Origin of the sequence: Thermomonas sp. S9 (assembly GCF_024704365.1) — a bacterium.
Lineage (GTDB): Bacteria > Pseudomonadota > Gammaproteobacteria > Xanthomonadales > Xanthomonadaceae > Thermomonas.
The window spans coordinates 1,645,439-1,669,788 of the sequence record NZ_JAJDFY010000001.1 but is presented as its reverse complement, the minus strand read 5'-3'; the positions used below and the strand labels follow the sequence as shown (position 1 = coordinate 1,669,788).

General features: G+C 63.1%; 24 protein-coding genes and 5 pseudogenes. 25 read left to right on the top strand and 4 right to left on the bottom strand.

Annotation, left to right across the window (positions count from 1 at the left end; translation table 11 throughout):
* Nucleotides 1-51: 51 nt before the first annotated feature.
* The 9 genes and pseudogenes from LJB71_RS08330 (at nt 52) to LJB71_RS08290 (ending at nt 9,654) form a co-directional block, all read left to right on the top strand.
* A complete protein-coding gene (locus tag LJB71_RS08330; protein ID WP_114958854.1) occupies nt 52-438 on the top strand; it encodes a hypothetical protein in 387 nt (128 codons plus the stop codon).
* A 64-nt stretch (nt 439-502) separates the two neighbouring features.
* Nucleotides 503-1,783: a TolC family protein gene (locus LJB71_RS08325; RefSeq protein ID WP_130522598.1), complete on the top strand. Its 1,281-nt coding sequence runs from the start codon at nt 503-505 to the stop codon at nt 1,781-1,783.
* Nucleotides 1,780-2,940, top strand: a complete 1,161-nt coding sequence (locus LJB71_RS08320; protein ID WP_114958856.1) for an efflux RND transporter periplasmic adaptor subunit — start codon at nt 1,780-1,782, stop codon at nt 2,938-2,940. Before LJB71_RS08325 ends, LJB71_RS08320 begins: the two co-directional genes overlap by 4 nt.
* A gap of 40 nt (nt 2,941-2,980) precedes the next feature.
* Complete coding sequence (locus tag LJB71_RS08315) at nt 2,981-6,106, top strand: CusA/CzcA family heavy metal efflux RND transporter (protein WP_114958857.1); 3,126 nt, start codon at nt 2,981-2,983, stop codon at nt 6,104-6,106.
* Complete coding sequence (locus tag LJB71_RS08310) at nt 6,106-6,426, top strand: P-II family nitrogen regulator (RefSeq protein WP_259303825.1); 321 nt, start codon at nt 6,106-6,108, stop codon at nt 6,424-6,426. Before LJB71_RS08315 ends, LJB71_RS08310 begins: the two co-directional genes overlap by 1 nt.
* A 61-nt stretch (nt 6,427-6,487) precedes the next feature.
* Complete coding sequence (locus LJB71_RS08305; protein ID WP_114958859.1) at nt 6,488-7,696, top strand: sodium:proton exchanger; 1,209 nt, start codon at nt 6,488-6,490, stop codon at nt 7,694-7,696.
* A 31-nt stretch (nt 7,697-7,727) separates the two neighbouring features.
* The gene (gene lspA / locus LJB71_RS08300; protein WP_114958860.1) at nt 7,728-8,198 is read left to right on the top strand and encodes a signal peptidase II; all 471 of its coding nucleotides are present in this window, start codon (nt 7,728-7,730) and stop codon (nt 8,196-8,198) included.
* Between the two features lie 53 nt (nt 8,199-8,251).
* Nucleotides 8,252-9,358, top strand: a pseudogene (lpdA, locus tag LJB71_RS08295) (dihydrolipoyl dehydrogenase); the annotation flags it as partial.
* A complete protein-coding gene (locus LJB71_RS08290) occupies nt 9,322-9,654 on the top strand; it encodes a hypothetical protein (protein WP_259304771.1) in 333 nt (110 codons plus the stop codon). The pseudogene lpdA and the gene LJB71_RS08290, both read left to right, overlap by 37 nt.
* 73 nt (nt 9,655-9,727) lie before the next feature.
* Here the strand turns inward: LJB71_RS08290 and LJB71_RS08285 are convergent, their stop codons facing one another.
* The gene (locus LJB71_RS08285) at nt 9,728-10,129 is read right to left on the bottom strand and encodes a MerR family transcriptional regulator (protein ID WP_114958862.1); all 402 of its coding nucleotides are present in this window, start codon (nt 10,127-10,129) and stop codon (nt 9,728-9,730) included.
* Nucleotides 10,130-10,241: 112 nt separating this feature from the next.
* Between LJB71_RS08285 and LJB71_RS08280 the strand changes: the two genes are divergently transcribed.
* From LJB71_RS08280 to LJB71_RS08260, 5 genes and pseudogenes are all read left to right on the top strand, one after another.
* Nucleotides 10,242-10,526 carry a mercuric transporter MerT family protein gene (locus LJB71_RS08280; RefSeq protein WP_310649407.1) on the top strand — a complete coding sequence of 95 codons (285 nt, stop codon included), beginning with the start codon at nt 10,242-10,244 and terminating at the stop codon, nt 10,524-10,526.
* A gap of 10 nt (nt 10,527-10,536) precedes the next feature.
* A complete protein-coding gene (locus LJB71_RS08275) occupies nt 10,537-10,824 on the top strand; it encodes a cation transporter (protein WP_114958864.1) in 288 nt (95 codons plus the stop codon).
* Nucleotides 10,817-11,038 (top strand): GDCCVxC domain-containing (seleno)protein, encoded by a 222-nt coding sequence (locus LJB71_RS08270; protein ID WP_114958865.1) that lies wholly within the window; start codon nt 10,817-10,819, stop codon nt 11,036-11,038. The genes LJB71_RS08275 and LJB71_RS08270 overlap by 8 nt, the downstream gene beginning before the upstream one ends.
* A 242-nt stretch (nt 11,039-11,280) precedes the next feature.
* Nucleotides 11,281-11,817 (top strand): annotated as a pseudogene (locus LJB71_RS08265) (transposase); the annotation flags it as partial.
* 185 nt (nt 11,818-12,002) lie between these two features.
* Nucleotides 12,003-12,653 carry a hypothetical protein gene (locus tag LJB71_RS08260; protein ID WP_259303823.1) on the top strand — a complete coding sequence of 217 codons (651 nt, stop codon included), beginning with the start codon at nt 12,003-12,005 and terminating at the stop codon, nt 12,651-12,653.
* A gap of 442 nt (nt 12,654-13,095) precedes the next feature.
* On the opposite strand, the gene LJB71_RS08255 is transcribed toward LJB71_RS08260, so the two are convergent.
* Both LJB71_RS08255 and LJB71_RS08250 read right to left on the bottom strand, forming a co-directional pair.
* Entirely contained in the window at nt 13,096-14,184 is a 1,089-nt protein-coding gene (locus tag LJB71_RS08255) for a UvrD-helicase domain-containing protein (protein ID WP_259303822.1), read from the bottom strand.
* Complete coding sequence (locus LJB71_RS08250) at nt 14,162-15,739, bottom strand: AAA family ATPase (RefSeq protein WP_259303821.1); 1,578 nt, start codon at nt 15,737-15,739, stop codon at nt 14,162-14,164. The genes LJB71_RS08255 and LJB71_RS08250 overlap by 23 nt, the downstream gene beginning before the upstream one ends.
* A gap of 296 nt (nt 15,740-16,035) precedes the next feature.
* Between LJB71_RS08250 and LJB71_RS08245 the strand changes: the two genes are divergently transcribed.
* The 4 genes and pseudogenes from LJB71_RS08245 to LJB71_RS14655 form a co-directional block, all read left to right on the top strand.
* A complete protein-coding gene (locus LJB71_RS08245; RefSeq protein WP_259303820.1) occupies nt 16,036-16,320 on the top strand; it encodes a hypothetical protein in 285 nt (94 codons plus the stop codon).
* A gap of 5 nt (nt 16,321-16,325) precedes the next feature.
* Nucleotides 16,326-17,216, top strand: coding sequence for a nucleotide-binding protein (locus LJB71_RS08240; protein ID WP_259303819.1), 891 nt, complete (start codon nt 16,326-16,328; stop codon nt 17,214-17,216).
* On the top strand, nt 17,216-17,677 hold the full coding sequence (locus LJB71_RS08235; RefSeq protein ID WP_259303818.1) for a hypothetical protein: 462 nt from the start codon (nt 17,216-17,218) through the stop codon (nt 17,675-17,677). Before LJB71_RS08240 ends, LJB71_RS08235 begins: the two co-directional genes overlap by 1 nt.
* Before the next feature lie 223 nt (nt 17,678-17,900).
* Nucleotides 17,901-18,014 (top strand): annotated as a pseudogene (locus LJB71_RS14655) (hypothetical protein); the annotation flags it as partial.
* Nucleotides 18,015-18,107: 93 nt separating this feature from the next.
* Here LJB71_RS14655 and LJB71_RS08230 read toward each other — a convergent pair.
* Nucleotides 18,108-19,187: a site-specific integrase gene (locus LJB71_RS08230; protein WP_259303817.1), complete on the bottom strand. Its 1,080-nt coding sequence runs from the start codon at nt 19,185-19,187 to the stop codon at nt 18,108-18,110.
* A gap of 105 nt (nt 19,188-19,292) precedes the next feature.
* On the opposite strand from LJB71_RS08230, the gene LJB71_RS08225 reads away from it, so the two are divergent.
* The 7 genes and pseudogenes from LJB71_RS08225 (at nt 19,293) to LJB71_RS14640 (ending at nt 24,339) form a co-directional block, all read left to right on the top strand.
* Nucleotides 19,293-19,799 carry a DNA-binding protein gene (locus LJB71_RS08225; RefSeq protein WP_259303816.1) on the top strand — a complete coding sequence of 169 codons (507 nt, stop codon included), beginning with the start codon at nt 19,293-19,295 and terminating at the stop codon, nt 19,797-19,799.
* Nucleotides 19,796-20,239 carry a hypothetical protein gene (locus LJB71_RS08220; RefSeq protein ID WP_259303815.1) on the top strand — a complete coding sequence of 148 codons (444 nt, stop codon included), beginning with the start codon at nt 19,796-19,798 and terminating at the stop codon, nt 20,237-20,239. Before LJB71_RS08225 ends, LJB71_RS08220 begins: the two co-directional genes overlap by 4 nt.
* A gap of 771 nt (nt 20,240-21,010) precedes the next feature.
* Nucleotides 21,011-21,691: a hypothetical protein gene (locus LJB71_RS08215; RefSeq protein ID WP_259303814.1), complete on the top strand. Its 681-nt coding sequence runs from the start codon at nt 21,011-21,013 to the stop codon at nt 21,689-21,691.
* Nucleotides 21,692-21,724: 33 nt separating this feature from the next.
* Complete coding sequence (locus tag LJB71_RS08210) at nt 21,725-22,477, top strand: SseB family protein (protein ID WP_259303813.1); 753 nt, start codon at nt 21,725-21,727, stop codon at nt 22,475-22,477.
* 443 nt (nt 22,478-22,920) lie between these two features.
* Nucleotides 22,921-23,400, top strand: a pseudogene (locus LJB71_RS14650) (deoxyribodipyrimidine photo-lyase); the annotation flags it as partial.
* A gap of 35 nt (nt 23,401-23,435) precedes the next feature.
* Nucleotides 23,436-23,801: pseudogene (locus tag LJB71_RS14645) on the top strand (hypothetical protein); the annotation flags it as partial.
* Between the two features lie 28 nt (nt 23,802-23,829).
* Nucleotides 23,830-24,339: an FAD-binding domain-containing protein gene (locus LJB71_RS14640; RefSeq protein ID WP_345779463.1), complete on the top strand. Its 510-nt coding sequence runs from the start codon at nt 23,830-23,832 to the stop codon at nt 24,337-24,339.
* Nucleotides 24,340-24,350 lie beyond the last annotated feature (11 nt).

The window sequence follows — 24,350 nt, the reverse complement described above, 5'->3', positions numbered from 1 at the left end:
ACCGGCCTGATGAGATTTTATAACGTCCGTGGCACCGGCTAGGATGGCAGGATGAACCCGGTCGCCTCCTCCTGCCTGCTGCTGGCCCGCCTGCGCGCTTCCACGCGGCTGGCGGTACTGGTGCTGCTGATCTTCGCTCTGAAGATCGGCGCGGCGGTCGCCTGCGCGAAGCACGATTTCGCGGACATGGGCTTCGGCACGGATGGCAGCCATGCCGTGGCGGTGAAGGCATCGCCGCTGGATAGCGGTAATGACGATTCCACGAAGCTCAAGCTCGGGCATGCCGCTTGCAGTCACTGCGGTTGCCATCATGCTGCCGCCATGGTGCCGGATACGCAGATCGTGGTTGTGCTCGTGCCGCAGGCGCTGCCTATGCGTACGTCCGGGTTGCCGCCCAGCGCGTCGCAACCCTTGGAACTGAGGCCGCCGATCGCCTGAGTCAGGTGTTTTGCCCCTTTGGCGCGGAGCGCCAGAGGACACCGCCGACTCAGAGGATCTTCCAATGCACCTTGTTCGTTCGCCGCGACGACGTCGCGTCGCGCGGCTGGCCGTCCTGGTTCTGGCAGCGAGTTTGCTGTCGGGCTTGGCCATGGCCGCCCAAACCCCCGATACACAGGCCCCAGTCGCACTTCGCGAGGCGCTGCAGGCCGCCTGGCAACACCATCCGAGTTATCGCGCCACCGAAGCGCAACTGGCCGCAGCCCGTGCCCGGTACGATGCGGCCGGACGACCGCTCTACAACCCCGAAGTCGAGTTGGCCGGCGACGATGAAGGCCCGGATCGCACCACAACCGCTGGCCTCAACCTCACGCTCGATCTGAGCGGCAAGCGTCGCGCGCGTCGCGACGCGGCCTCCGCGCGGGTCGATCTAGCCACCGCTGAAGCCAAGCTGCGTCGCCGCGATTTCGCCAAGCAGTGGTTCGCCAGTTGGGCTGAGCTACAGACGGCGCAGCAACGTGTGCGCACCGGTGAACGTCGATTGGCGTTGGTCACGCGCTTTGGCGAGTTGGCACAAAAGCAGTTTGCTGCAGCCGACATTTCCGGGTTGGAGCGCGATTTGGCACTGCTGGCCCGCGATGAAGCGCAAGCCCAGCAGTCGCAACTCGTCGCCGAACAGGCGGAGGCCGAAGCGCGTTTCCGCGCGGTCGGCGGCTCGCCGGAACTCCTGGCGAGCCTGACGCTGCCCAGCGACGCATTGCCGCCGCCGATGCCCTCCCATACCGGCATCGAACAGTTGCCCGACTGGCAAGCCGCACAAGCCGCTGCGCTGGCTGCCGAACGCGAAGTGACCGTTGCCCGCCGCAATCGGGTGGCCGATCCCACCGTGGGCGTGCGCGGCGGACGCATCGACTACGGCAATGTGCAGGACAACGTGGTCGGCGTGTCGCTCAGCATTCCGCTGTTCGTGCGCAATTCCTATCGCGCCGAGGTAGTGGCAGCTCAGGCCGATGCCGATGTCGCGATCGCCGAGGCCGAGCGCGTGCGCGTCGAACTCGATGCCGATCGTCGCCGTGCGATCGACAGCTACGCCGCAGCGCAATCGGCCTGGTCGCGCTGGCAGGCGAGCCGCGGCACGGATGTGGAGCGTCGCGCCACTCTCCTTGAGCGCTTGTGGCGCGAGGGCGAGCTGTCCACCGCTGACTACCTGCTGCAACTCAAGCAGACCCTCGACACGCAACTCGCCGGCGCCGAACTCGAAGCGCGCCTGTGGCGCAGCTACGCCGATTACCTCGCCGCCACCGGACAGCTTGAACGCTGGGCCGGCCTGGAGGGCACCCCATGAGAGAACTTTCGATGACCCCGTTCCGTCTGATGTCGCCGTTGCTGGCCGCGGCGTTACTGCTTGCCATGGCCGCATGTTCGAGGTCCCCCTCGACCGAGTCGGCCCCGACCGAAGCCGAAGGCGCTGAAGCGCCCACCGAAAGCGAAGCCGGCATCGCGCCCGTCAAGCTCGATGCCGCAGCGATGAAAGCTGCCGGCATCGTCGTGCAGGCGTTGCAGCCCGCTTCGATGAGCGAACAGCTGCGTGCGCCCGGTGAAGTGCTCGACAATGCCTACGGCACGGCGCTGATCACGCCCAGTGTCGAAGCCCTGGTCGTGCGTCGCCATGCCAAGCTCGGCGACGAAGTGCGCGCCGGCGCACCGCTGGTGACGCTGTCCAGCGTCGAAGTCGCCAATGCCCAGGCAGAGTTGCGCATCGCCGAACAGGAATGGCGCCGCGTCTCTGCACTCGGTCGTGAGGCCGTGTCCGGGCGCCGCATCAACGAGGCACAGGTCGCGCTCGATCGCGCTCGCGCAACGGCACAGGCGTATGGCTTGCCGGGCACGGCGGCCGGGCGCAGCAACGGCCAGTTCACCTTGACCGCGCCGCATGCCGGGCGAATCACCGAGGATGCCGTGGTCGTCGGCGAGAAAATTGAACCGGGCAAGACGCTGTTCCGCCTGGTCGATGAATCGGTGGTTTGGGTCGACGCCAAGCTGCCATCGGGGATCGTTCCGCGCATCACACCCGGCACGGAAGCGACGGTGGTGTTCAACGGCGGGCGCCTGAAGGGTACCGTTCAGCATCCCGCGCATCGCACGTCGGACACGACCCGCAATGCGGTGGTGCGGATCGAGGTTCCGAACCGGGACGACCGCCTGCACAGCGGCGATTACGTCGATGTGTTCTTCGAGGCCAGCGATGTCGCCAAGGACGGCAACGCCGCCGCGACCACGGTGTCGGTGCCGACCGACGCGTTGGTGCAGTTGGAAGGCGACACGGTGGCGTTCCGCCGCAATGCGGCAGGTGCGCTGGAACCGGCGCCGGTTCGCACCGGTGAAGCCATCGGTGATCGCACCGTCATCCGCGAAGGCCTCAAGCCCGGCGATGCCGTCGTGGTCGAAGGCGCCTTTGCCGTCAAGGCGCAGATGCTCAAGTCGCAGTTGGGAGAAGAGTGATGACCTCTGACGCCAATCCCGCCCGCGCGGGAGGTGCGCCATGCTGAATCGCCTGGTCGAACTCTCCCTGCGTTACAAGTTCCTGGTCCTGATCGTGTTCGCGGTGGTGGCCTTCCTCGGCATCAGCGCGGTGCGCAACGTGCCGATCGATGCGTTTCCGGACGTCACTCCAGTCCAGGTCAATGTCTACACCGAATCCCCCGGCTTGGCCGCCGAGGATGTCGAGCAACTGCTCACCACCCCAGTCGAGTCGGCCTTGGCCGGCTTGCCGAAGGTGCAGGAAATCCGCTCGGTCAGCCTGTTCGGGTTGTCGTACGTGTCGGTCTATTTCAAGGACGACATGAACATCTACTTCGCCCGTCAACTGGTCAACGAGCGCCTGCAGGAAATCGGCGACCGCCTGCCAGAGGGTTACGGCAAACCCAGCATGGGCCCGAACACGTCGGGCCTGGGGCAGGTCTACTGGTACACCGTCGAACGAGCGCCCGGCGTCAGCAAGGATCAGGTCACCGACATGGACCTGCGCACCTGGCAGGAATGGACCGTGCGGCTGATCCTGCGCACGGCACCGGGCGTGGACGACGTTAGTTCCTGGGGCGGTGGCGAACGCCAGTACCAGGTGCAGATCGATCCGCAACGCCTCTACGCCCGCGGGCTGGGCTTCGGCGATGTCATCAACGCGCTCCCCGCCAACAACGGCCAGGTCGGCGGTAACGTGATGGACGTGGGCCGCGAGCAGTTCCTGGTGCGCGGTCTGGGTTTGCTGAAGTCGACCGAGGACATCGGCGCGATCGTGCTCAAGTCGGAGGACGGTGTGCCGGTGTATCTGCGTGACGTGGCAACCGTGGTCGAAGCCCCCGCGCCGCGCTTCGGTGCGGTGACCCGCGACGGCCAGGAAGTCGTGATGGGCCAGGCGCTGGCCCGCATCGGCGAGAACGCCAAGGACGTGGTCGAGGCGGTCAAGGGCAAGCTTGACGTGGTGCGCGATGCACTGCCGAAGACCATGGTGCTCAAGCCGATGTACGAGCGCACTGACCTCGTCAACAAGGCGGTCGAAACCGCGGTGCGGGCGCTGGTGGAAGGCTCGCTGCTGGTCGCGGTAATCCTGTTCCTGTTCCTGGGCGAGGTCCGCTCAGCGCTGGTCGTGATCGTCACACTGCCGCTGGCCATGCTGATTGCCTTCATCGGCATGGGGCAGGTCGGCTTGTCCGCCAATCTGATGTCGCTCGCGGGCCTGGCGATCGGCATCGGCATGATGGTCGACGGCGCGGTGGTAATGGTGGAGAACGCCTTCCGGATCATGGCGGAGCGGTTGGAACACGGAGAGAAGGTCGACAAGACTTCTGCGGTGTTGGCCGCGGCTAAGGAAGTGGCCAATCCAATCACGTTCGCGATCGGCATCATCATCGTGGTGTTCCTGCCGCTGTTCGCGCTGGAAGGCCTCGAAGGCAAGATGTTCAAGCCGATGGCATTCAACATCGCCTTCGCGATGGCCGGTTCGCTGATCCTGAGCCTGACGCTGATCCCGGTCTTGGCGTCGATGATTCTCAAGCCCAAGCCCGAGCGCGATACGTGGTTGGTGGCCAGGATCAAGCGTGGTTATCAGCCGCTGTTGGCGAAGGCGCTGGGCCGCAAGAAAGTGGTCGTGATCAGCGCGCTTGTCGCCTTGGTCGCGAGCCTGGCGCTGTTCCCTTTCCTGGGTAAGGAGTTCATGCCGCAACTGCAGGAAGGCTCGATCATGTGGCGCGTGACGGGCATCCCGTCGACCTCGCTCAACGAATCGATCAAGACCAGCAACACCATCGCCGCGGCCTTCAAGCAATTCCCGGAGGTCGAGACCACGCTGGCGATGATCGGCCGTGCCGAGAAGGGCGAGACCGCCGACGTCAATTACATGGAGATCTACACCGCGCTCAAACCCGAGGAAGAGTGGAAGTCGGGCCGCGACATCAAGCAGCTCGAAGCGGCGATGCAGGAGACGCTGGAGAAGGTCGTGCCGAACGTGGTGCCCGGCTACACCCAACCGATCCAGATGCGCGTGGAGGAACTGATCTCCGGCGTGCGCGCCACCTTGGCGCTGAAGCTTTACGGTGAAGACCTGGGCGAACTCGACAAGCTGAGCGGCCGCATCAAGCGCGTGCTGGACAAGGTGCCGGGCGTGGCCGACCTTGCTTTGGAAGCCAACATCGGCAAGCCGCAGATTCGCATCGCGGTCAAGCGCGACGAACTGGCCCGCCATGGCATGAACGCTGAGGAGGTGCTCACCATCGTCCGCAATGGCCTGGGCGGCGAACCGGTGAGCGTACTGCTCGATGGCGTGAAACGCTTCGATATCGCAGTGCGGCTGGATGACGCGACACGCGATTCGGTCGAGTCATTGCGTCGCATCCCGCTCCGCACGGCAACCGGCGCCTTGGTGCCGCTGTCGGAGGTAGCCGACATCAACGTGGCCGAAGGTTACTCGTTCGTCCGTCGCGAGCAACTGCAACGCTATGCGGTGATCCAGATGGACGTCCGAGGCCGCGACGTCGATAGCTTCGTCCAGGACGCTGAGACGGCGATTAAGCAGCAGGTGAAGCTGCCGCCGGGCTACTGGATCGAGTGGGGTGGGGCGTTCGAGAACCAGCAGCGTGCGCTGGCCAAGTTGGCGCTGATCGTGCCAGTCACGATCTTTTTCATCTTCGTGTTGCTCTATACCGCCTTCAACTCGGTCAAGTACGCGGCGCTGATTCTGGCCAACGTGCCGTTCGCCACCATTGGCGGATTGTTGGCCTTGTTTGTCACCGGCCAGTACCTGTCGGTGCCCTCAGCGATCGGCTTCATCGCGGTATTCGGCGTGGCGATGCTCAACGGCATCGTGCTGGTGAGCTTCCTCAACGAGCTGCGTGAGAAAGGCCTGTCGGTGCGCGAAGCGGTGGTGCAGGGCACGGCTCTGCGTCTGCGACCGGTGCTGATGACCGCGAGCGTGGCGATCCTCGGTCTGGTGCCGATGCTGCTGTCCAGCGGTGTCGGCGCGGAAACGCAACGTCCGTTGGCGACGGTGGTGGTGGGTGGCCTGATCAGTTCGACGCTGTTGACGCTCGTGCTGTTGCCCGTGCTGTACGAATGGCTTGAAACCCGCGCCGAACGCAAGGGGGCCGGATCCAACCCGCAGGAGACCGTGTGATGAAACAGATCAAGGCGTTCGTGCACCGCAACCGGGTCTCCGACCTGATCCACGCGCTGGAAGCCGCCGGCTTCCAGCGCCTGAGCCTGTTCGACGTGAAGGGCCTGCTGCGTGCACTCAGTGCACGCGAGCAGGAGTATTCGGTCGAGTTCGGCGACCAGGTGATCAACGAGGTGCAGATGGAGCTGTTCTGCAAGGATGAAGACGTGGCCCGGGCTGTGGAAATCTTCCGCCGTGTCGGGCGGACGGGGCGACCGGACGCGGGCTGGGTCTATGTCAGCCCGGTGGAGCAAGCACTCCCCATCGACGGCACCGCGTAGGACCCAAGGGAGCTGGCACGTCATGCGAACACACAGCGCAGTCCGAGAATTCGTGGTTCCAGTGGGGTTGGCAGCGCTGGCCGTCGTGCCCGCGCTGTACCTGCGTGTGACCGGGAGCAGCGTCGGCGCCCTGGGCGACATGGTGCTGTTCGGCATGGCGATTCTGGCCGCCGGCTTCCTGCTGTCGTGGGGCGCGGAGGCTGCCGAGAAGTACATCGCCACCGGCTTCGTGCTGGCGGTGGTCGCACTTATCACGGTGCTGCCCGAATACGCGGTGGACTTCTACTACGCCTACCGCGCCGGCCAAGATCCGGCGTCCGGGTATGTGGCCTACGCCGCCGCCAACATGACCGGTGCCAATCGCCTGTTGATCGGGCTTGCCTGGCCGCTGCTGGTGGGGTTGCACTGGTGGCGCTCGCGGCAACGCGGGATTGCGTTGCAGGTCGAAAATTCGGTCGAAATCGTCTTCCTTGCGTTGGCGAGCGCGTATGCCTTCGTCATCATCCTCAAGAACCGCATCGGCCTGTTCGATTTCGTCGTGCTGGGTGCCTTGTTCTGCCTGTACCTGTGGCGCACATCAAAGGCCGAGAACGAAGAAGAGGAAGAAGACGAAGAGCCGGGCCCGGGCGCGGTGATCGCGCAGTTGTCGCCCGGCAAGCGCTGGACGGTGATGGCAGTGATGAGTGTGGCGGCCGCAGGCGTGATCCTGCTGGCGGCCGAACCCTTCGCCGAATCGCTGGTGGCTTCGGGTCGACGCCTGGGGATGGACGAGTTCCTGTTGATCCAGTGGCTGGCACCGCTGGCCAGCGAAGCGCCGGCGGTCACCATCGCGATCCTGTTCGTGCTGGATGGCCGCGCCCGCGCCGGTCTGACCACGATGATCAGCGACAAGATCAATCAATGGACCCTGCTGGTGGGCATGCTGCCGATTGCCATGAGCATTGGTGCCGGTGAGTTGACCTCGCTGCCATTGGACGCACGCCAGCACGAGGAATTCTTCCTGACCGCCGCGCAATCGATGTTCGCACTGGCATTGCTGCTGCGCATGCGGCTGAGCCTGGTTGGCGCCGTGGCGTTGGCGGTGCTGTTCGTCGGGCAGCTGATGCTGGCGTTCTTCTATCAATCCAACCCCGAGCAGGAAATCTTCGTGCTGACGGCCATCGCCTGGCTCTATCTGGCACTGGCGGGCATGCTCCTGGCGCGTGACGCCCGGCGCCTTCCCGCGCTGCTGCGAGCGGCGTGGCAGACCCGTGAGCGCAATCATGCGTGAGAGACGCACCGCGCAGGGTGGCGTGCCGCGAATGCCAAGCGCGCTGCCGTGGCTCGGTGTGTCCGCCGCCGTATTGGCCGTCGATCAGCTCACCAAATACTGGGTGCTGACCGCATTGCCGGAGCACACGGCGGTGCCCGTGTTCGACTCCTGGTGGAACTGGTACCGCTCCTATAACACCGGTGCTGCCTTCAGCTTCCTCAGCTCGGCCGGCGGCTGGCAACGCCATGTCCTGACGTTCCTTGCGCTGGCGATCGCCGCGCTGTTGACGCGTTGGCTCACCAAGCTGCCACGTCATGCATGGCCCCCGGCGCTTGCCTACGCCTTGCTTATCGGAGGCGCCTTGGGCAATGCGGTGGATCGCATCATGCGCGGGCATGTGGTGGATTTCATCCAGTGGCATTGGCGCGACTGGTACTGGCCCGCATTCAATCTGGCCGATGTCGCCATCGTCACCGGTGCCGCAATTCTGGTGTTGCAAGGCATCTTTCGGCGCGGCTAGAACGGCTTGCCGCGTGGCTCATTCACGGAGAACGAATAGTGGACGCAAATGTGATGTTCGATCTGGTCATCATCGGTGGCGGGCCGGGCGGCTACCCGGCCGCCATACGTGCCGCGCAGTTGGGGATGAAGGTGGCCTGCGTCGAAACCCGCACCCGCATGGGTGGTACCTGCCTCAACATCGGCTGCATTCCCTCGAAGGCCTTGCTGGAATCGTCCGAACGCTTCATGGCGGCCAAAACCGAATTCGCCACGCATGGCGTCGAGTTCGATGGCCTGCGATTGAATCTCGCGAATTTGCTGGATCACAAGGACAAGGTGGTCTCCGGCTTGGGCGACGGCATCGACTACCTGTTCCGCAAGCACAAAATCACGCGACTGCTTGGAACCGGATCGATTCCTGGCCCCGGCCAGGTCAGCGTGACTGCCGCCGATGGCGCCAGTCAGACGCTCCAGGCCAAGGCGATCGTGATTGCGACGGGGTCGGCGGGCGCCACCTTGCCGAATGTCCCGATCGACGAAGACCGGATCGTCTCCTCCACCGGCGCATTGTCGTTCGCGCAGGTACCCGAGCACCTGGTCGTGATCGGCGCCGGCTATGTCGGCCTGGAATTGGGCTCGGTCTGGCAACGGCTGGGTTCCAAGGTGACCGTGATTGAGTATCTGGACCGGATCACACCCGGCATGGATGCCGAACTCGCGCGGGCGTTGCACAAGGTGCTGCAACAGCAGGGCTTTGAATTCCGGCTTTCCCAGAAGGTGGCGTCCGCACGCATCGACGGAGATGCCGTGGTTCTGTCCGTCGAACCTTCAAACGGAGGCGCTGGCGAGGAGCTACGCGCCGATCGCGTGCTGGTATCCGTCGGCCGGCGCCCATACACCGACGGGCTGGGCCTGGATGCCATCGGCGTCGCACGCGACCGCAAAGGGTTCATCACGGTAGATGCGCAGTGGCGCACGAATGTGGAAGGCATCTACGCGATCGGGGACGTGATCGGCGGCCCGATGCTGGCGCACAAGGCCACCGAGGAAGGCATCGCCCTGGCCGAACAACTCGCCGGTTTGCCTGGCCATGTCAACTACGGCGCGATTCCCGCCATTGTCTACACGGCGCCCGAGGCGGCATCGGTCGGGTTGAGCGAGGAAGCGCTGAAGGATGCTGGCGTGAATTACAAAGTGGGGCGTTTTCCGTTCAACGCCAACAGTCGCGCCGGGCCAAGGCCCAGACCGAAGGATTGGCAAAGGTACTGGCCGATGCCGAGACGGACCGCATTTTGGGCGTGCATATCTTGGGACCCGAAGCCGGATCGCTGATCCACGAGGCGGTCGTTGCCATGGAGTTTCACGGCGCTGCCGATGACCTCGCGCGTACATGTCATGCCCACCCGACCTTGCCGGAAGCACTCAAGGAAGCTGCAATGGATGTGGGCAAGTGGGCGATCCACAGCGCACGTTGACTATCCGGGATCGACTGCGCGGCGCTGTTTCGTTGCTTGGAGCCGCGGTCCCAGTGCGGGGGAATTCGCCAAATCACGATCGATCGAGAAGTTCGAGTGTCGGACATGAACCGCCGCCCGGCGCCTGACTGCATTCGGCGATGAGGCTCATCAGATCGACTTCCAACCGGTGTAATGCATCGAGTCGTTGGCGAACATCGACCAGCTTGAGCGCGGTCAGTTGACGCGTTTGTTCGCAAGCGCGCTTGCCTTTGATCTCCAACAGCCCGGCAATTTCATCCAGGGTAAAACCCATCGCCTGGGCGCGCCGGATGAACTGCAGGCGGGCGACATCAGCCGAGCCATAGTGGCGAAAACCGCCTTGGGGTCGCTGGGGTTCCGGCAACAGTCGGCGGCGCTGGTAGTAGCGCACGGTTTCGACGTGCACCCCGGCGGAAGCCGCCAGTTTGCTGATAGTGAGGGGGCTCGCGGCCATGACTTGACTCCGTACCAAGGTACGGACCGTAGTATGCGCCCATGGCCAGACTCCCTGCCAGATCCTCCCTTCCGCCATCATTGCGGCGAGTCTTGCCGCCTTCGCGGCATCCGTGTGCTGCGTGGTGCCTCTGGTTTTGGTGCTGCTGGGCATCAGCGGCGCATGGATTGCCAACCTCACCGCGCTGGATGCCTGGCGACCTTGGTTCAGTGCCGCCACGCTGGGGTGCTTGGGTCTGGCTTTCTGGGCCCTCTATGGGCCGGCGTCACGCTGCCGTACCGACGGAGAATGCGTGGATCCTCGGGTTCTGTATCGCCGCAGGCGTTGGCTGTGGATCGCCACGGTGCTGATCGGCTTGTTGCTGCTGTTCCCCTATTACGTAGGCTGGTTTCTGTAGGAGTTGATCGATGCGCAAATCCATATTGGGCTTGGTGATGATGGCGTGGGTCGGCGTGGCGATCGCGGCGACACCCAAGCAGGTCGTACTCAACGTCAAGAACATGACCTGTCCCGCTTGCAGCATCACCATCGAGAAGGCCTTGGACCAAGTGCCGGGCGTGACGGGCAGGCAGGTGAATACCCAGGCGGGAACAGTGGTCGTGACGTTCGACGCGGAGCGAACAAGCTTGCCTGTCGTAACGCGTGCCATTACGGACGCCGGCTTTCCTGCCAGCGTGAGGGCAAAGGGTGGCTGAGTTGCAGTTGCAGAGCACGCTGACGTGCCCGCAGTGTGGACATCAGGCTGTCGAAACCATGCCGACGACGGCGTGCCAGTTCTTGTACGAGTGCGTGGGCTGCGGCGAGCTACTGAAACCCAAGCCGGGCGACTGTTGTGTTTTTTGCTCGTACGGCACCGTGCCGTGTCCGCCCATCCAGCAAAACAGTTCCTGCTGTGACAGCACGGGTTAACCACGCTACGCAGCTCAAGATCAGTTCGTTTTCGTACGGTTCCGGAAAATCGCCCACATCGATGTTGTCTAGCGCGAGGTGTGATGTGAATTGCGCCGAGATCGTCATCGGCGCCCTGATGTCATCCAGGGAGGTGCGGGAATTCTCGCGACGCACGACGGGCACGACGTAAGGCCCGTTCGGGCGCAATTTCATAACGCGCGACTAGCCAACACAACGGCAACGGCCAGTGCGGCGCATGGCACCAGCATGCCCGCGAGGCGCTGGAACATTACCGAACCTCGGTCAAGGAGCAGCGTGACCAGGAACAGCGCCGGCACGAACACCAGGTCCAGGAACTGCAGGTCGCCCTGCGTCAGGCCAATGAGGCCCTGACCGCCAAGAACCACGAGCTGCTGCAACTGAACCGCGACAACAGTCAGTGGCTCGAACGGCACGGCCGCCTGGAACGGGAATTGACGCAAACCCGCCAAGCGGCGCAAGCCCAGCAACAGGAATTGGACGCATTGCGACAGACAGCGGTGGAGCACCAGGCCCTGCAGGCACGGTGGGCGCAAGATCTCCAGGCCTTGGAAGCCGCACACACCGAACTGACCGGCGCCCGCACGGACGCCGCGAAGGAACGGGAGCGCCGCGAGCATGCTGAAGCGGAGGCGCTGCGCGCCGGCGTCCGGTTGGAGACGTTGGAGCAGTTGCTCGCGCAATTGCGCTTACAGGAAGACAAGCCCGAAACGCCGGAACGATCGACAGTCCCATCCCGGCAGACTCGAAAGACCTAGCCTGTGGCCGGCATGATGGAGCGCAAGCTTTCGCTATGAATCCACTGCGCCTGGCAGCCAAAATCCCTTCACATCAGAAGGTTAGGCGCCGAACGGCTGTTTTTTGCATGAATCCCTGCCGACCCTCAACCGGGCTCGGTCACACCATCGTCCTCTGCCTTCGTGCCGGGCAAGTCCTGGCCTACTTGTCGCTGCTCGACCTGCAGTGCTGGACCATCCGGTTGGGACAGGCCGCGCCTGACACGGCCGATCGCACCGTGGTGGTCCACGTCGACCCGCTGAAGACGCGCTACGGCGACGACTGGACGATCCACGAATTCGACCATGCGCTGATCGGCGACCAGGTCGGCCCGGACTACCTGGGGCAAGCGGTGCTCCAAAGCGGCCGCATGCAGCAGCAGGTTGCCGCCGTCATGCGGCGCGTGATTGACCGGCGCGACCGACTCGAAGCCGAGCAGGCACAACAGGAATTCGAGGCGGTCCGAGGACTGTCGTCGCCGGCGAGGGAAGCGGCCATCCGAGACTTCGTCGCGCTGCGCCGGCAGCGCTTGGTGAACCACATCAGCATGTTTGCCGAGCATGGCAACGCGGGCACGCAGATGGGGGCATGGGTGCGGGAGGGCGCCATTAAGGCGACGCAGCCCAACCCCGTCAGCACCGACGGCCTGAACGCCGCGGCCCGGCTCGTACTTGAGGACGTAGTCACCCAGCTTTCTAACACGCTCACGCAAGCACCGGCCGATTTTGTGCTCGATCCAGAGCGTTACCTCTGGCTATTCGGCGACATGGGGCAGGCATTAATCTCGATCGCGCTCGCGAAGGAATTCCACCGTTGACTATGCGCTCCACCGGTTTCTGTAGCGCTTGGTCTGGTCAATCGTGGGGTTCCAACGCCGGTGGCAACGCATTCGAGATAAGGGAGATTTATCGGGGGTAGGGGAGTGGCGGCTGCCGACCCTCAAGTAGAACGGAGAGCGGCAGTGCCGCCCTCCGAACGCTTCAGCTCGTCAAGCCAAGGGCGAACACACCTCCCTAGGCCCGTGCTAAGCGCCGCCAAGCCCCACAGGCCGACGCTGATCCGTCGCCATTTGTCGGTCGCCACGGCGTGGGCGTCCTTCAGCGCTGCCAACGCATCGGCAAGAGCCTGCGCCGGCGCGAGCGTGCTCGTTGCAAGCATCAAGGTGATCACGAACCAATGAAGGGCAATCCCGGGCTGGTGACTTGACGCATCCGTATGACGGAATCCTCACGGCCGTGCCAAGCCGTCGGACGCGCCCACTAGTCTGGGGATTCATAGACCTGGTGCCCCGGCCAGGCACAGGCGCCGGCCATCACAAAGGCCACGCTCTGCCGTGCCCGCGTCAAGGCCACGTAGTACCTGGCCGGTGAGGTGATACGGGAGGCGTCGGCGGTGCGCAGGAACAGAGTCAGGGGGCCATTGGGATAGATCAGCACGCGCGAATACGTCCGCCCCTTAGCCTGACCGAAATTGACCGCAGAATAGCCATCGCAGGTTTCGCGGCGGTCATGCCGCAGGACGGTTGGGGCATACTGCAGCACATACTTTTGCACCAAGTTCGGTGTCACCACATAAATACCGTCGTGCCCAGTCACGTCGGTGTTGCCTGACTGGGTCCGGGGCAGGTTCGGATACAGCGCATCTGCCAGATCACACAGTGACTGCGCGCAGCGGTGGCTAACCACCCGATGCTGGATCTGGCACAGGTTGCGTGTCTGCCAATCCTGGAACAGCTGCACCATGGCTACGCCCCGGTACTGCTGATGACGGGGAGAGTGGTTCGTGGCATAGGTTGCCTGGCGGATATCACCCACCAGCGTGATTTCAATTCCGCTGGTGAGCAGGCGCTCGACCAAGTCCAAGTCGTAGCCAGCCAGATCCTGGATCTCATCTATGTAGAGCTCATCGTACATGGCCGTTAGGCGCTCGATGACCTTACCTCGCGTGAGCTCATCACATCGCACGGCAAAGTCAGCGGCGCGGTCGGAGTACATCTTATCCCCGGCGAGATAGTGGCGAGCCACCTGGGTGCGCGGGGCACGGTTGTTGGTCCTGCCCTCAACGAAGAGGAAGGATTCAACCCTTGGTTGGGCGCAAAGTGCGGGTTGATAAGGCCGGATGCACTCGCGCAGAAGAAAGCCATACCAGCTGTATAGCGTGACGTGGACGGGGACCGTGCCGGCGTGGCGATCGAAAGCCTGACGGATCTCCTCCAGATTTTCCAGAGTGTAGGTGATGATGGCGATCCGGCGTTGCGGGCGCGCCAGCGCCTGGCGCACTAACATCGTCGTCTTGCCGGAACCGGCGGCCGAGAGCAGTACCTGATTAGGCGATGGCACGCTGGACATAGTCCGGATACACGATCGAGTGGGGGCTGTTGAAGATGGCCAGAGCAGTATCGGTCTTGTTGCCCTTCATGAACTTCAACAGCGCCGCCTCGTCGGCGAACGTCTTATCCAGGACCAGATTCAACTGCGCCAGGGTATTGGCCTTTATCAACTGTTGTTCCAGCGAGGGAGCGTCCTCATCGGAGTCATAGTAGATGTAGTTCAGGAAATCGTTATAGCGTTCCTGCAGGACGGCCACATCGCCGTCGTTGTCGGTCACTACACGGGCTGGGATATCCAGACGTGCAGCGATCTGCAGGAACCGCTTGAAGGCCAGGGAGTTCACCGAGATCACATCCACACCCCGGGCCAGCGCAGGCACACCATGGTGATCCTTGAAAGCGCGCTGGACGATCAACTCATCCGAGGGGCCCTCGACCAGAATTGCTTGCTTGGCCAGGATCAGCCGCAGGGTGTCGTGCCCCGGCAGTTTCATGAAGTAGTCGTGCGTATCAGGTGGTAGCTGGTCGAGTTTGATGTGTCCTCGCGCACCGAAGAGGATCACGTTATCCACACCAAGCTTGTTCAACACGAAGCTGCTGTGTGTGGCGATAATTACTTGCTGGGCGGTAGATAGGGCTGCGACCTTATCGATCAACTGGGTCATGCTGGAAAAGGACAGATGATTCTCAGGCTCTTCCACCAGCAGCACATGCGCGGCGCCAGCGGCCCGCATAGCCAACTTCATTTTGACCGCGCTCTGTTCGCCTTTACCGGCGTGGGTGAAAGGAAGATCGTCCAGGTAGGGAGACAGACTAGCCTCCCACGTCGAGCGCGCCGAGGTGTCCACGCCAACGGTCAAGGTCTTGCTGCTGACATCGCCTGCATTCGCAGCCAGGAAGGTATTGATGGCTGCTACGTCCGTTTCTTGGGAGAAGCTCTGGCGCATCCGGCGGTAGCTCAGTGACAGGGCCACCCGCTGAGCGGGTGAAAGCACCTGGTCGATGATGCTGCCGATGTAGCGATCCGTGCCTGAAAAGGTCTTGGCACTGGTGGTGTCGATGATCGTGGAGTCAAACGGGATGCTTCGGGCGGTGACGCCATTGTTAGCGAAGGAATACCAGCGCACCGTGTAGTACTCCACCGGCAAGCTGCCGCCCTGATGCTGACGCAGATAAGCATCGAACTCGGAGCGATAGTCCTCATTGAGCTCGACCAATAACCGGATGCCGGCCATGTCAGCACCAAGGGAGTTGTTGGTACCCCGCAACGAAGCCAGGGCTGCGTCCCGCCCGAGGTAGGCCTCGATCATGATGCGCGGCGGCGAACCGGGCCGGCCTTGCCTGAGGTCTGTCAGGTACGCATCGACCACCGGCTGGTGGAAAAGATAAGGCGTGATCTCATAGGCGATGCCGCGTCCGTGCAGCTGGCCCGTCACGACCGCATGAATCGCTTCCAGGAGCGTGGACTTGCCGACCTCGTTATTGCCCACGATGAGATTCATATGTGGGTTGAGCGGCAAATCCAGGTGGCCAAAAGCCTTGAAGTTCTCGATGACGACTCTTTCAATCGGCATGTTCATCCTTGTACGACTGCAGCGCGGGCTTGGCGCCCGAAGCCCCGCCGGATAGGGGTTGGCGTCGTTCATACTAAACCGGGCCCAGGCGGCCCAGGAGCGCGAGCGCCGAGAACAGGCCGAAGCCGACGCCTTGTGCCGGCGCCCGCCTGAAGGTCCTGGAGCCGCTTCTGGTCAAACTGGGCTCTGCTGGAACCCCTCACAAGAAGCCCCGGCGCGTCTCGCCATCCGAGACGGACTGCGCTTAGCATCTGCATGCTCGCCTATTGAGGCAGGCCCCAACCAGGGACACGACCATGATCAAAATAACCGGACTTGATGAGCTAACACGGCAGTTGGACCAGGCGCAGGCGGCCATTGATGAAATCGATGGGGATTTGGGGACCGTAAGCTTCGATCCCCATGATCCGGCCAGTATCGAGGCGGCCATACAGCAGGCCAAAGTCCTGATCGATGGCAAGGTCCAACCGTGGGCAGACAATCCTTTGGTCGCTCAATTGGCGGACGGGCTAAAAGAGCAGTATCGCAACGCAATCATCGAGCGCGCCGCAGAAGCGCGGTTAGCGGGTGATCTGGAATGAGCGCTGTGGACCTGTTCGACCAGATCAGGACGGCCGTTCTTGATCTTCAGGGCGCAAATTACCAAAGTTATGAACGCCCGTTGCGGACGTTGGGTCGCCTGCTCAACCACGAAGACCTCAGCACCATCAATCGCACCCTGACCGAGGGGCTGGATTACCCGCGATTTCTCGCCCAGAGCGATGCCACCGGCGGCAGCATGGTCGGTAGCCACCGGCTTGTTTGGCCTGAGGATTCCATCAAGCAGCTTGGCATGATGCTGTTGGTGATAAAGGATGTGACCTCACGGCCAGACTACGCACTGGATTTTGCGCATACGTATTTCGACTCCAGTTCGCACGTCATGGCCGGCTTGCAGGCCATGACGCGCGATCTGATCATTCCTTTCGTGAGGGACTACAAGACGTATGTCAGCAAGCGAGGCGCGGTGAAAGTAGCCTTGATCAAGGAAAAATCCAACAAGATCTTCATCGTCCACGGTCACGATGGGGAGGCGCGCGAAACAACTGCTCGCTTCATCTCCAAGCTTGGCTTGGTGCCGGTCATCCTTCACGAGCAGGCCAGCCGAGGGCGAACCATCATCGAGAAAGTCGAGGCCCACGATGATGTCGGCTTTGCGATCGTGCTGCTCACGCCCGATGACGAGGGTCGAGCGCACGGCACAGACGCCTTGGAGCCCCGCGCCCGTCAAAACGTGCTGCTGGAACTGGGCTACTTCATTGCCCGCCTAGGGCGAGAGAACGTATGCACACTGAGGAAAGGCCAGGTGGCGATCCCCAGTGACTTCGCCGGAGTTGTCTGGACCGACATGGATGGGGCCGGCGGTTGGCACTTGGCGCTGGGCAAAGAGTTACATGCTGCGGGTTATCAGATCGACTGGAATTTGGTGATGAGCTGATGCACACCACCACGCCTGGCGAGATTTCCCGGCCGATCAAGCGCCTGATCGAAAAGGTGGTGCCCGGAGGCAACGGAATCTACCTGCCCGTGAACCCCGAGGCGGGCGCCGTCGTCAACGAATGCTTTCCCAACGTGCAAGCCAAGCTCGAACGCGATGGTGGTCAGATGCTGTGTGGTTGGCAGGTGTGGGAATGGCCGCACGTGCTAGTAGAGGCCGAGTTTCACGCCGTGTGGAAAAGCCCGGCCGGTGCGTTAGTCGACATCACTCCCAAAGCGCAGAATGAAACGCACATCCTGTTTGTGCCTGATCCACGACTGAGCTATCAGGGCCTAGCAAAGGATAACGTGCGGGTCCCCCCTCAGGGACGACCAGGTGATTCGCCACTTCATCCGCGTGTCGGAGCTGATTGTGCAGGTCATGAACAAGGGCGAGCGCATATCCCAGTACGGACACGTTAGTGTCCCCGCGCACGAAATACTCCCGCTGCTGGAAGCACGCGACTTCCTTGGCGTGTCACTCGCTTCGGGCCTGCGAGATCATGATGCCTGTCTGTGCGAGAGCGGCAACAAATACAAGCGCTGCCACGGCCGCGGGTGGAGTTCCGTTCTCGGCTCGTGAGTATGCGGTTGACGCCGGCTGTCAGATTATTGCTCGACCGTGCTCTCAAGAGAGGGCGATGGTATGCACCACGACGAAACCAATCAAAGCAGCCTGCCACAGGACGAGTACGACGCGTGGCTTAGAGCCAAGATTTTGCGCGCACTCCGTGATCCACGACCATTGATTCCGCACGAGCAAGTGGTGGCCTCGGTGACGGCAAAAGTTGATGCGATCGCCAGACGCAAGTCTGGCGATAAGAAATGGGAAGACACGCATCGGTTAGCAAAACTACTTCAGCAAGCGTGCCGCTGGATTTTCCTCGGCTGCACCCGCTTGAAAATACCCAATCACACTCGCCACCGATCGGTGCTCGGTCATTGCCATCACGGCCGGCAGCGGCACGCCTTGCTTCCCGGCCTCGGTGACAAATCCCGACCTTAGGCTGTGCGCCCCAAAGTCCCCCTCCAACCCCGCCAGGCGGGCCCGCCGTTTCACGATCGTAGCCACGGAGCCCGGGAGCAGGGCAGGGCCGACCCGTTCCTTCCAGATACGGCGGAAGATCGCCCCCTCATGGATCCCCGCGGCCTCAAGCCACGCCGCGAGCGCTTCGGCGCTACGCCCCAGGATCGGCTTGTCCGGAGTCGAATCTGCCTTCGCCCCTGCTTGCTGGGTCTTGGAGTACTCCAGCCGATAGATGTAGCCATCCTCGCCGACTTTGCGCAGGTCCCGCATGTCGGCAGCGGCGATCTCACTACGCCGGCGCCCGCCGCTGGCGAAGCCAAAGTAGAGCAGGGCACGGTCACGCCGGCCTTCCAGGCTGTCATCGCAGGTGGCTAGCATGGCCTCGAGCTCGGCACGGGTAATCGCGGTCTTCTTGGTCGGGCGCTCCCCGCGCTTGACCGCCGCGCGCCGCGCCCGGCTGAGCAGGGTTCGGACGCTCGGCAGCTCGCAGGGGTTAGCCAGACGCTTGAGCTTGTGCGCCGTAGACAGCACAGCGACTCGTTGGACCACCGTCGATAGCTTCAGTGGCCCGACCTTGGCCTTAAGTCCGGCGGAGACCAGCGCCTCATCGATCGCCGTCGGCAACTCGCTGACCAAGCCGCTCTTAGCCTTGCGTTGGATGTGGTCGACCAGGAACTGGATCACCACAGCCTCGCTCGCCGGCAAGGCCAGCTCAATGCCGTAGCGGGCTTGGTGCCAGCCGGCCCAGTAGCGCAGGGCAGTGGCGTAGCTGCGGGTCGTGTTGGCCGCGGCCGCTTCGGCGAGCAGTTCGCGCACCGCATCGGCGGCCTGCTGGGCAAGCTGTTCCGGCAGGACCAGATTTGCGGCTGTCGCTAGGGCGACGGGCAATGTGCTATTTCGCTTCATACTATGTAATGTACGTTATGAAAGAGGGTACTTACTAGCGATAATCATCACTTATCGCTAGTACGAAATCAGCAGAGTAGGGCGGCCGCGTAGGAGGCACAAGCCATGGCCAAGGGCATCACCGAAACCGACGTCCACACGGCCGCAGACGAGATCATCACCGCCGGAGAACGCCCGACCGTCGAGCGGATCCGCGCGCACTTGGGGACCGGTTCGCCCAATACCGTCACACGGTGGCTGGATACCTGGTGGAAGCAGTTGGGTGAGCGATTGCAGAAGCAACAAGCGCATCGTGCATTGCCGCAGGCCCCAGATGCGTTGGCCTTTCTGGCAGGAGAGTGGTGGTCTCTGGCGATGGAACATGCCCGCGCCAATGCAGAGGACGCCATTTCTCAAAGACGTGCTGCCCTGCAGGCCGAACAAGCCGCGTTGAACACGGCCAAAGAAGCGTTCCGTGACGAAGAAGCCCTCCTGCGCCACCAGGCCGCGGATGCTGCCCAACTGCGGGAACTCGCCCAGGCCGAGCAGTGGAGCTGGAGCGCCTTGTTCATCAACTGCAGGGGCAGAATGAGGAACTTGCTCGTCAGTGCGAGGCTGCACATGCTCGCGTGAGGGAAGCCGAAACCCAGCGCCAGGTGGCAGAGGCACGCCTGCAGACACAGCAGGATCAAGCAGCTTCAGAGCGAGACGACCTCATTCGACATGTCCGCGCTGTTGAGGATCGGGCCCATGCTGAGGTGGATCGTGGCCGGCAGGAGGTACTGGAGCTGAAACAACGATTGGCGTCAGTGACCCGCGAGCACGATGCGGCGCGTAAAGCTCAGCTCAAGGAGATCGAGGCCGCCCGGACTGAAGCAGCGGACGCTCGTCGTGATGCCGCAGCTCAACGTGCACGAGCGGAAGCTCTCGATGCACAACTGGCGCGGTTCCAGGACCTGCCCTCTGCGCTCCATCAAGCTCTTGAGCACGCAAACCCCAAGCCGAAGCCTCAACGTGCCGCCAAGCGTTCCCACCTTTCATCTGGCAAACAGCCCGCGCCTCCTAAAGCTTGAGGGAGCCAGTAGATTCCTCGTGGCCATCGGCGTAGGCCCGGAACACGCGGAGCGGGCGGTTCGTGCGAGCACTACGGCTATCCAAACACTGTGCGCAGAAGCTGGCATTTACATGGATATGGCTACCTTCAACCCACAAAAGGGTAGGCCCGACTACCTGCTCCAACGTGGTGTCGAGCGCTTCTATGGGCCGCAATTGAACTGATGATGTGATAAGCGTTGTTGACGTCGCCATCTGGATAGGCTTGGCACATCTGGAGTGCAAGGCCTATTCAATCAACTCTGCGCTGAGCATGCTGTCGTTAGTGATGTATGCGTACGTTTGCGGGTGAGGACAAAAGAGCACGCCGTTTGAGGGAGAAGGCGCGGGTGTTGGCTAGTTTTGGATGCCTTCAGCTAGATTAGGCGTACACCCGATATTGCGCCAAGGTTTCTGTGTACAGCTCAGACTGCGTAGGGTGTACACGAAGAGCGCCGGCGCGGAGCACTGAACTGTGCGGTGGCCAGCACAAGGCCGGGGCCGTCGAAGTTCTGATGGCGTCCTTGGAGCGGTGTTGGCAATTGCCTTGGGGCCACGCTTGCTGTTGCTGACCAAGCTCGAGGAGCCGGCTGAGCGACCGTGGTCGACATCAGGTCATCTTCTCGTAGCGTTGAAGAAACCAGAGGGCATGTTGTTAGCCGGCACGAGCAGCCGGCCGCCCACTTGCCAGGATCTAGCGAGGTGCGAGGCCGCCAATTCAGCGGTTGCGATCCGCCAGTCGCCGGAGAACAATGGGCGTGTTGTCGGCGGTTGTTCCTTCGTCCGGGCGTTTTCTTGGAGGCGGTACGAAACGCGGGCGATTGTGGGTCGGTAAATGGGCGTTTGTCGGCTGGCGCCGGGGCGTTTCCTCGGAGGCAATCACCAAGGGCTTAGCCGAGACCCGCCTCCACGACGTCCAGCGACTCAATGAGCAGCAAGCGCTGCAGCTGGTCGATCTGGCCCAGCAACGAGACGCCCTGCAGGCCCGCTACGACCGGCAAGAAGCCGAGTTGCTCGAACTCACGGAGCGGCTACGGCAGCAGGAAGCTGTCGCAGCGACGGAACAAGCGGCTCACGCTCAGCACCTGCGCGCCACTGAAGACCGCGCTCACGGCGAAATTGACCGAGCTCGGCAGGAGACGAAGGACCTCCGTGCCCAACTAACCGCGCTGGCCCGAGAACGTACGGTCAGCGAGCAATTGTTGCGGCAACAGCGCGAGGAGGCTGTGGCGGCGACGGTCGCGGCCCAGCGCGAGGCCGGGTTGCAGCGAGGGCGGGCCGAGGCACTTGAGCAACAGCTGGACCGGTTGGGTGATCTGCCGGCAACATTGCAGGCAACGCTGGCCCAGGCTCAGAACATGACCAAGCGGCCCATCAGCCGAGATAGGGCGACCACGAAACGCACCGCCAAACGCAAGTCCGCGGTAGACTAAGGAATACTTAGGGAAAAGTGCCGCGTCACCAAAGTGATCTCCGAAGACGAGCTCAGTCGTTTGATGCAGCTGGCGATCGCCGATAAGGCGGCGGAACCAGCGTTCTTCCGTGCCTTGCTGGAGGCGACGGTCTACGCTCACGCCCCGCGCCATGACCGTAGTGGCCGCCTGCGTTTCATCCAGTTCACGACGCCCGACGGACTGACGGTGCTGCCGTTCTTCAGCGACGAGACGCAAGCCAAATCCGCCGCTGGCGCAAATGCAACGGTGGTCGTGTTGCTCGGGCGACAGCTGTTTGAGCTGGCCCGGGGTGCGACCTTCATGCTCAATCCAAATACCGTCAGCTGCACGCTTTACCCCGAAGAAGTGGCTGCATTGCTCGATCGCGGCGAAGTCGCAGTCCTGGAACGCGTCGAGGCCGGAGAACACCAGTATCGGATTAATCCCCTTGACGAAATTCCCGCGTGGGTGGTCGACCATCTGCTTCCGCTGTTTGCAGCCTTGCCCTGTGTTTCGGCCGCGTATGCCGTCGAGATCGGCAACTCAGACACGCCAGGACGTGGGCTACTGATCGCCGTTGCTGTGCCGATTAAGGATGCGGAACGTGTTGCACGGGCCACCACCACCGCGTTACAGACACACGCCGATGAGCTCCAACTGTCGGTGGATCTCACTGCGTTCGAGCCGGGCGAGGTGCCAGACTGGCTGGTGGACGCTGTAGTAGCCCCATTTTATGAACGAGCCATCGGTGAGCGACTTGTCCCGGGGTCCGCGCGGGTACAGTGAGAGCGGCGTGGAAGCCAGCTCGAACGGGGCGGACCATTGCTCGATGGAACGTAGTGCCTTGACTGGAAAACTGCACGCCCACGAGTGCGCCGCCAAACCAGCAAGCCCACTGACGGCTCCGGCACCGATGCAGGCGCTGAGTCCGGCGCATCGATTCGGTAGACATTTCTGCAATGCGCCAACCTCAAGGCAATAAAGACTGCCTAGGTTCATCGGATGGCAAAGTTGTCTGCCTCGAATCGTAGAGTTTCTACCTGGAAGAGGCGGAAATCTCTGCGATGAACAGCCGCCTGCAGCGGGGCGGCGGCACCGGAGCGGGGTTATTTTGGTTCATCTTATTTCGCATAATACATATTATGTAAAATCCAGACTACCGCATCGGGACGCTCGAGGTTCACGTATAAGCCGGCACTACCTCTACCGACCTCCTATCCGGTGCCTTGATGTCCACCGCCCTGGTGCTGTTCCGGCGCGACCTGCGCCTGGCCGACAATCCCGCCCTGCACGCGGCGTGCTCCGCACATGACCGCATTCTGCCGGTATACGTACACGATCCGGCCGCCGATGGCGACTGGGCACCGGGCGCGGCCAGCCGCTGGTGGCTGCATCACAGCCTGCGCGCGCTGGACCAGACCTTGTCATGTCAGGACGGACGCCTGCATATCGCAACGGGCGATACCCTGACCTGCATTCGCCAGCTGTGTGCTGCCAGCGGTGCCCGCGCGGTGTATTGGAGCCGGCGCTACGAGCCGGCCGCGATTGCCCACGATTCTGCATTGAAAGCCGCGCTGCGCGCCGACGGGATAGAGGTTCACAGCCATTCGGGCAACCTTTGGCGAGAGCCCTGGACGCTGGCCACCGACGGCGGCCAGCCATACCGCGTGTTCACCCCGTTCTGGCGCAGGCTGCGGGCGCAGCTGCCGGCACCGACGCCGCTGCCAATCGCGCGGGCGCGCCAGTGGCTGCAGGCGGACGGCGGCCTTCCGGTGGCCGCGCTGGGGTTGCTGCCGGCGATCCGCTGGGATGCCGGCATGGCGGCGCAGTGGACGCCGGGCGAAGCCGGGGCGCGGGAACTGCTGGAGATCTTCGCGGACGATGCCGTGAACGATTATGCGAAATCGCGCGACCTGCCGGCCCGCCATGGCACCTCGCGCCTGTCGCCCCACCTGCATTTCGGCGAGATCACGCCGGTCCAGATCCATGCCCTGCTGCAGCAGCGCGCGCAGCAGGCCGGGGGCGCCAGCGTCCGGACCTCGAGTCCTATCTGCGCGAACTCGGCTGGCGCGAATTCGCCCACCACCTGCTCTACCACTTCCCGGACACGCCGCAGGCGAACTTCAACCCGCGCTTCGATGCCTTCCCTTGGGCGCAGGACGCCCCCGCCCTGCTCGAGCCGCTGGCAGCGCGGCCGCACCGGCATCCCGCTGGTGGATGCTGGCATGCGCGAACTCTGGCACACCGGCTGGATGCACAACCGCGTGCGCATGGTGGTGGCCAGCTTCCTGACCAAGAACCTGCGCCAGCACTGGCACCACGGCGCGCGCTGGTTCTGGGACACGCTGGTGGACGCCGACCTGGCCAATAACACCTTGGGCTGGCAGTGGGTGGCCGGCTGCGGAGCGGATGCCGCGCCCTATTTCCGGGTATTCAACCCTTATCTGCAATCGGCCAAGTTCGACCCCGACGCCGCCTACCTCAAGCGCTGGCTGCCGGAGCTGGCGGCGCTGCCGGCCAGGACCCTGCACGAGGCCTGGAAGAACCCGTCCGCGTTGGCCGCCTGCGGCTATCCCGCGCCGATGGTGGACCTGGCCGCCTCACGCCAGGCTGCGCTGGCGGCCTGGGAATCCCTGCCCTCTGCCTGAGCGGCGGAAGG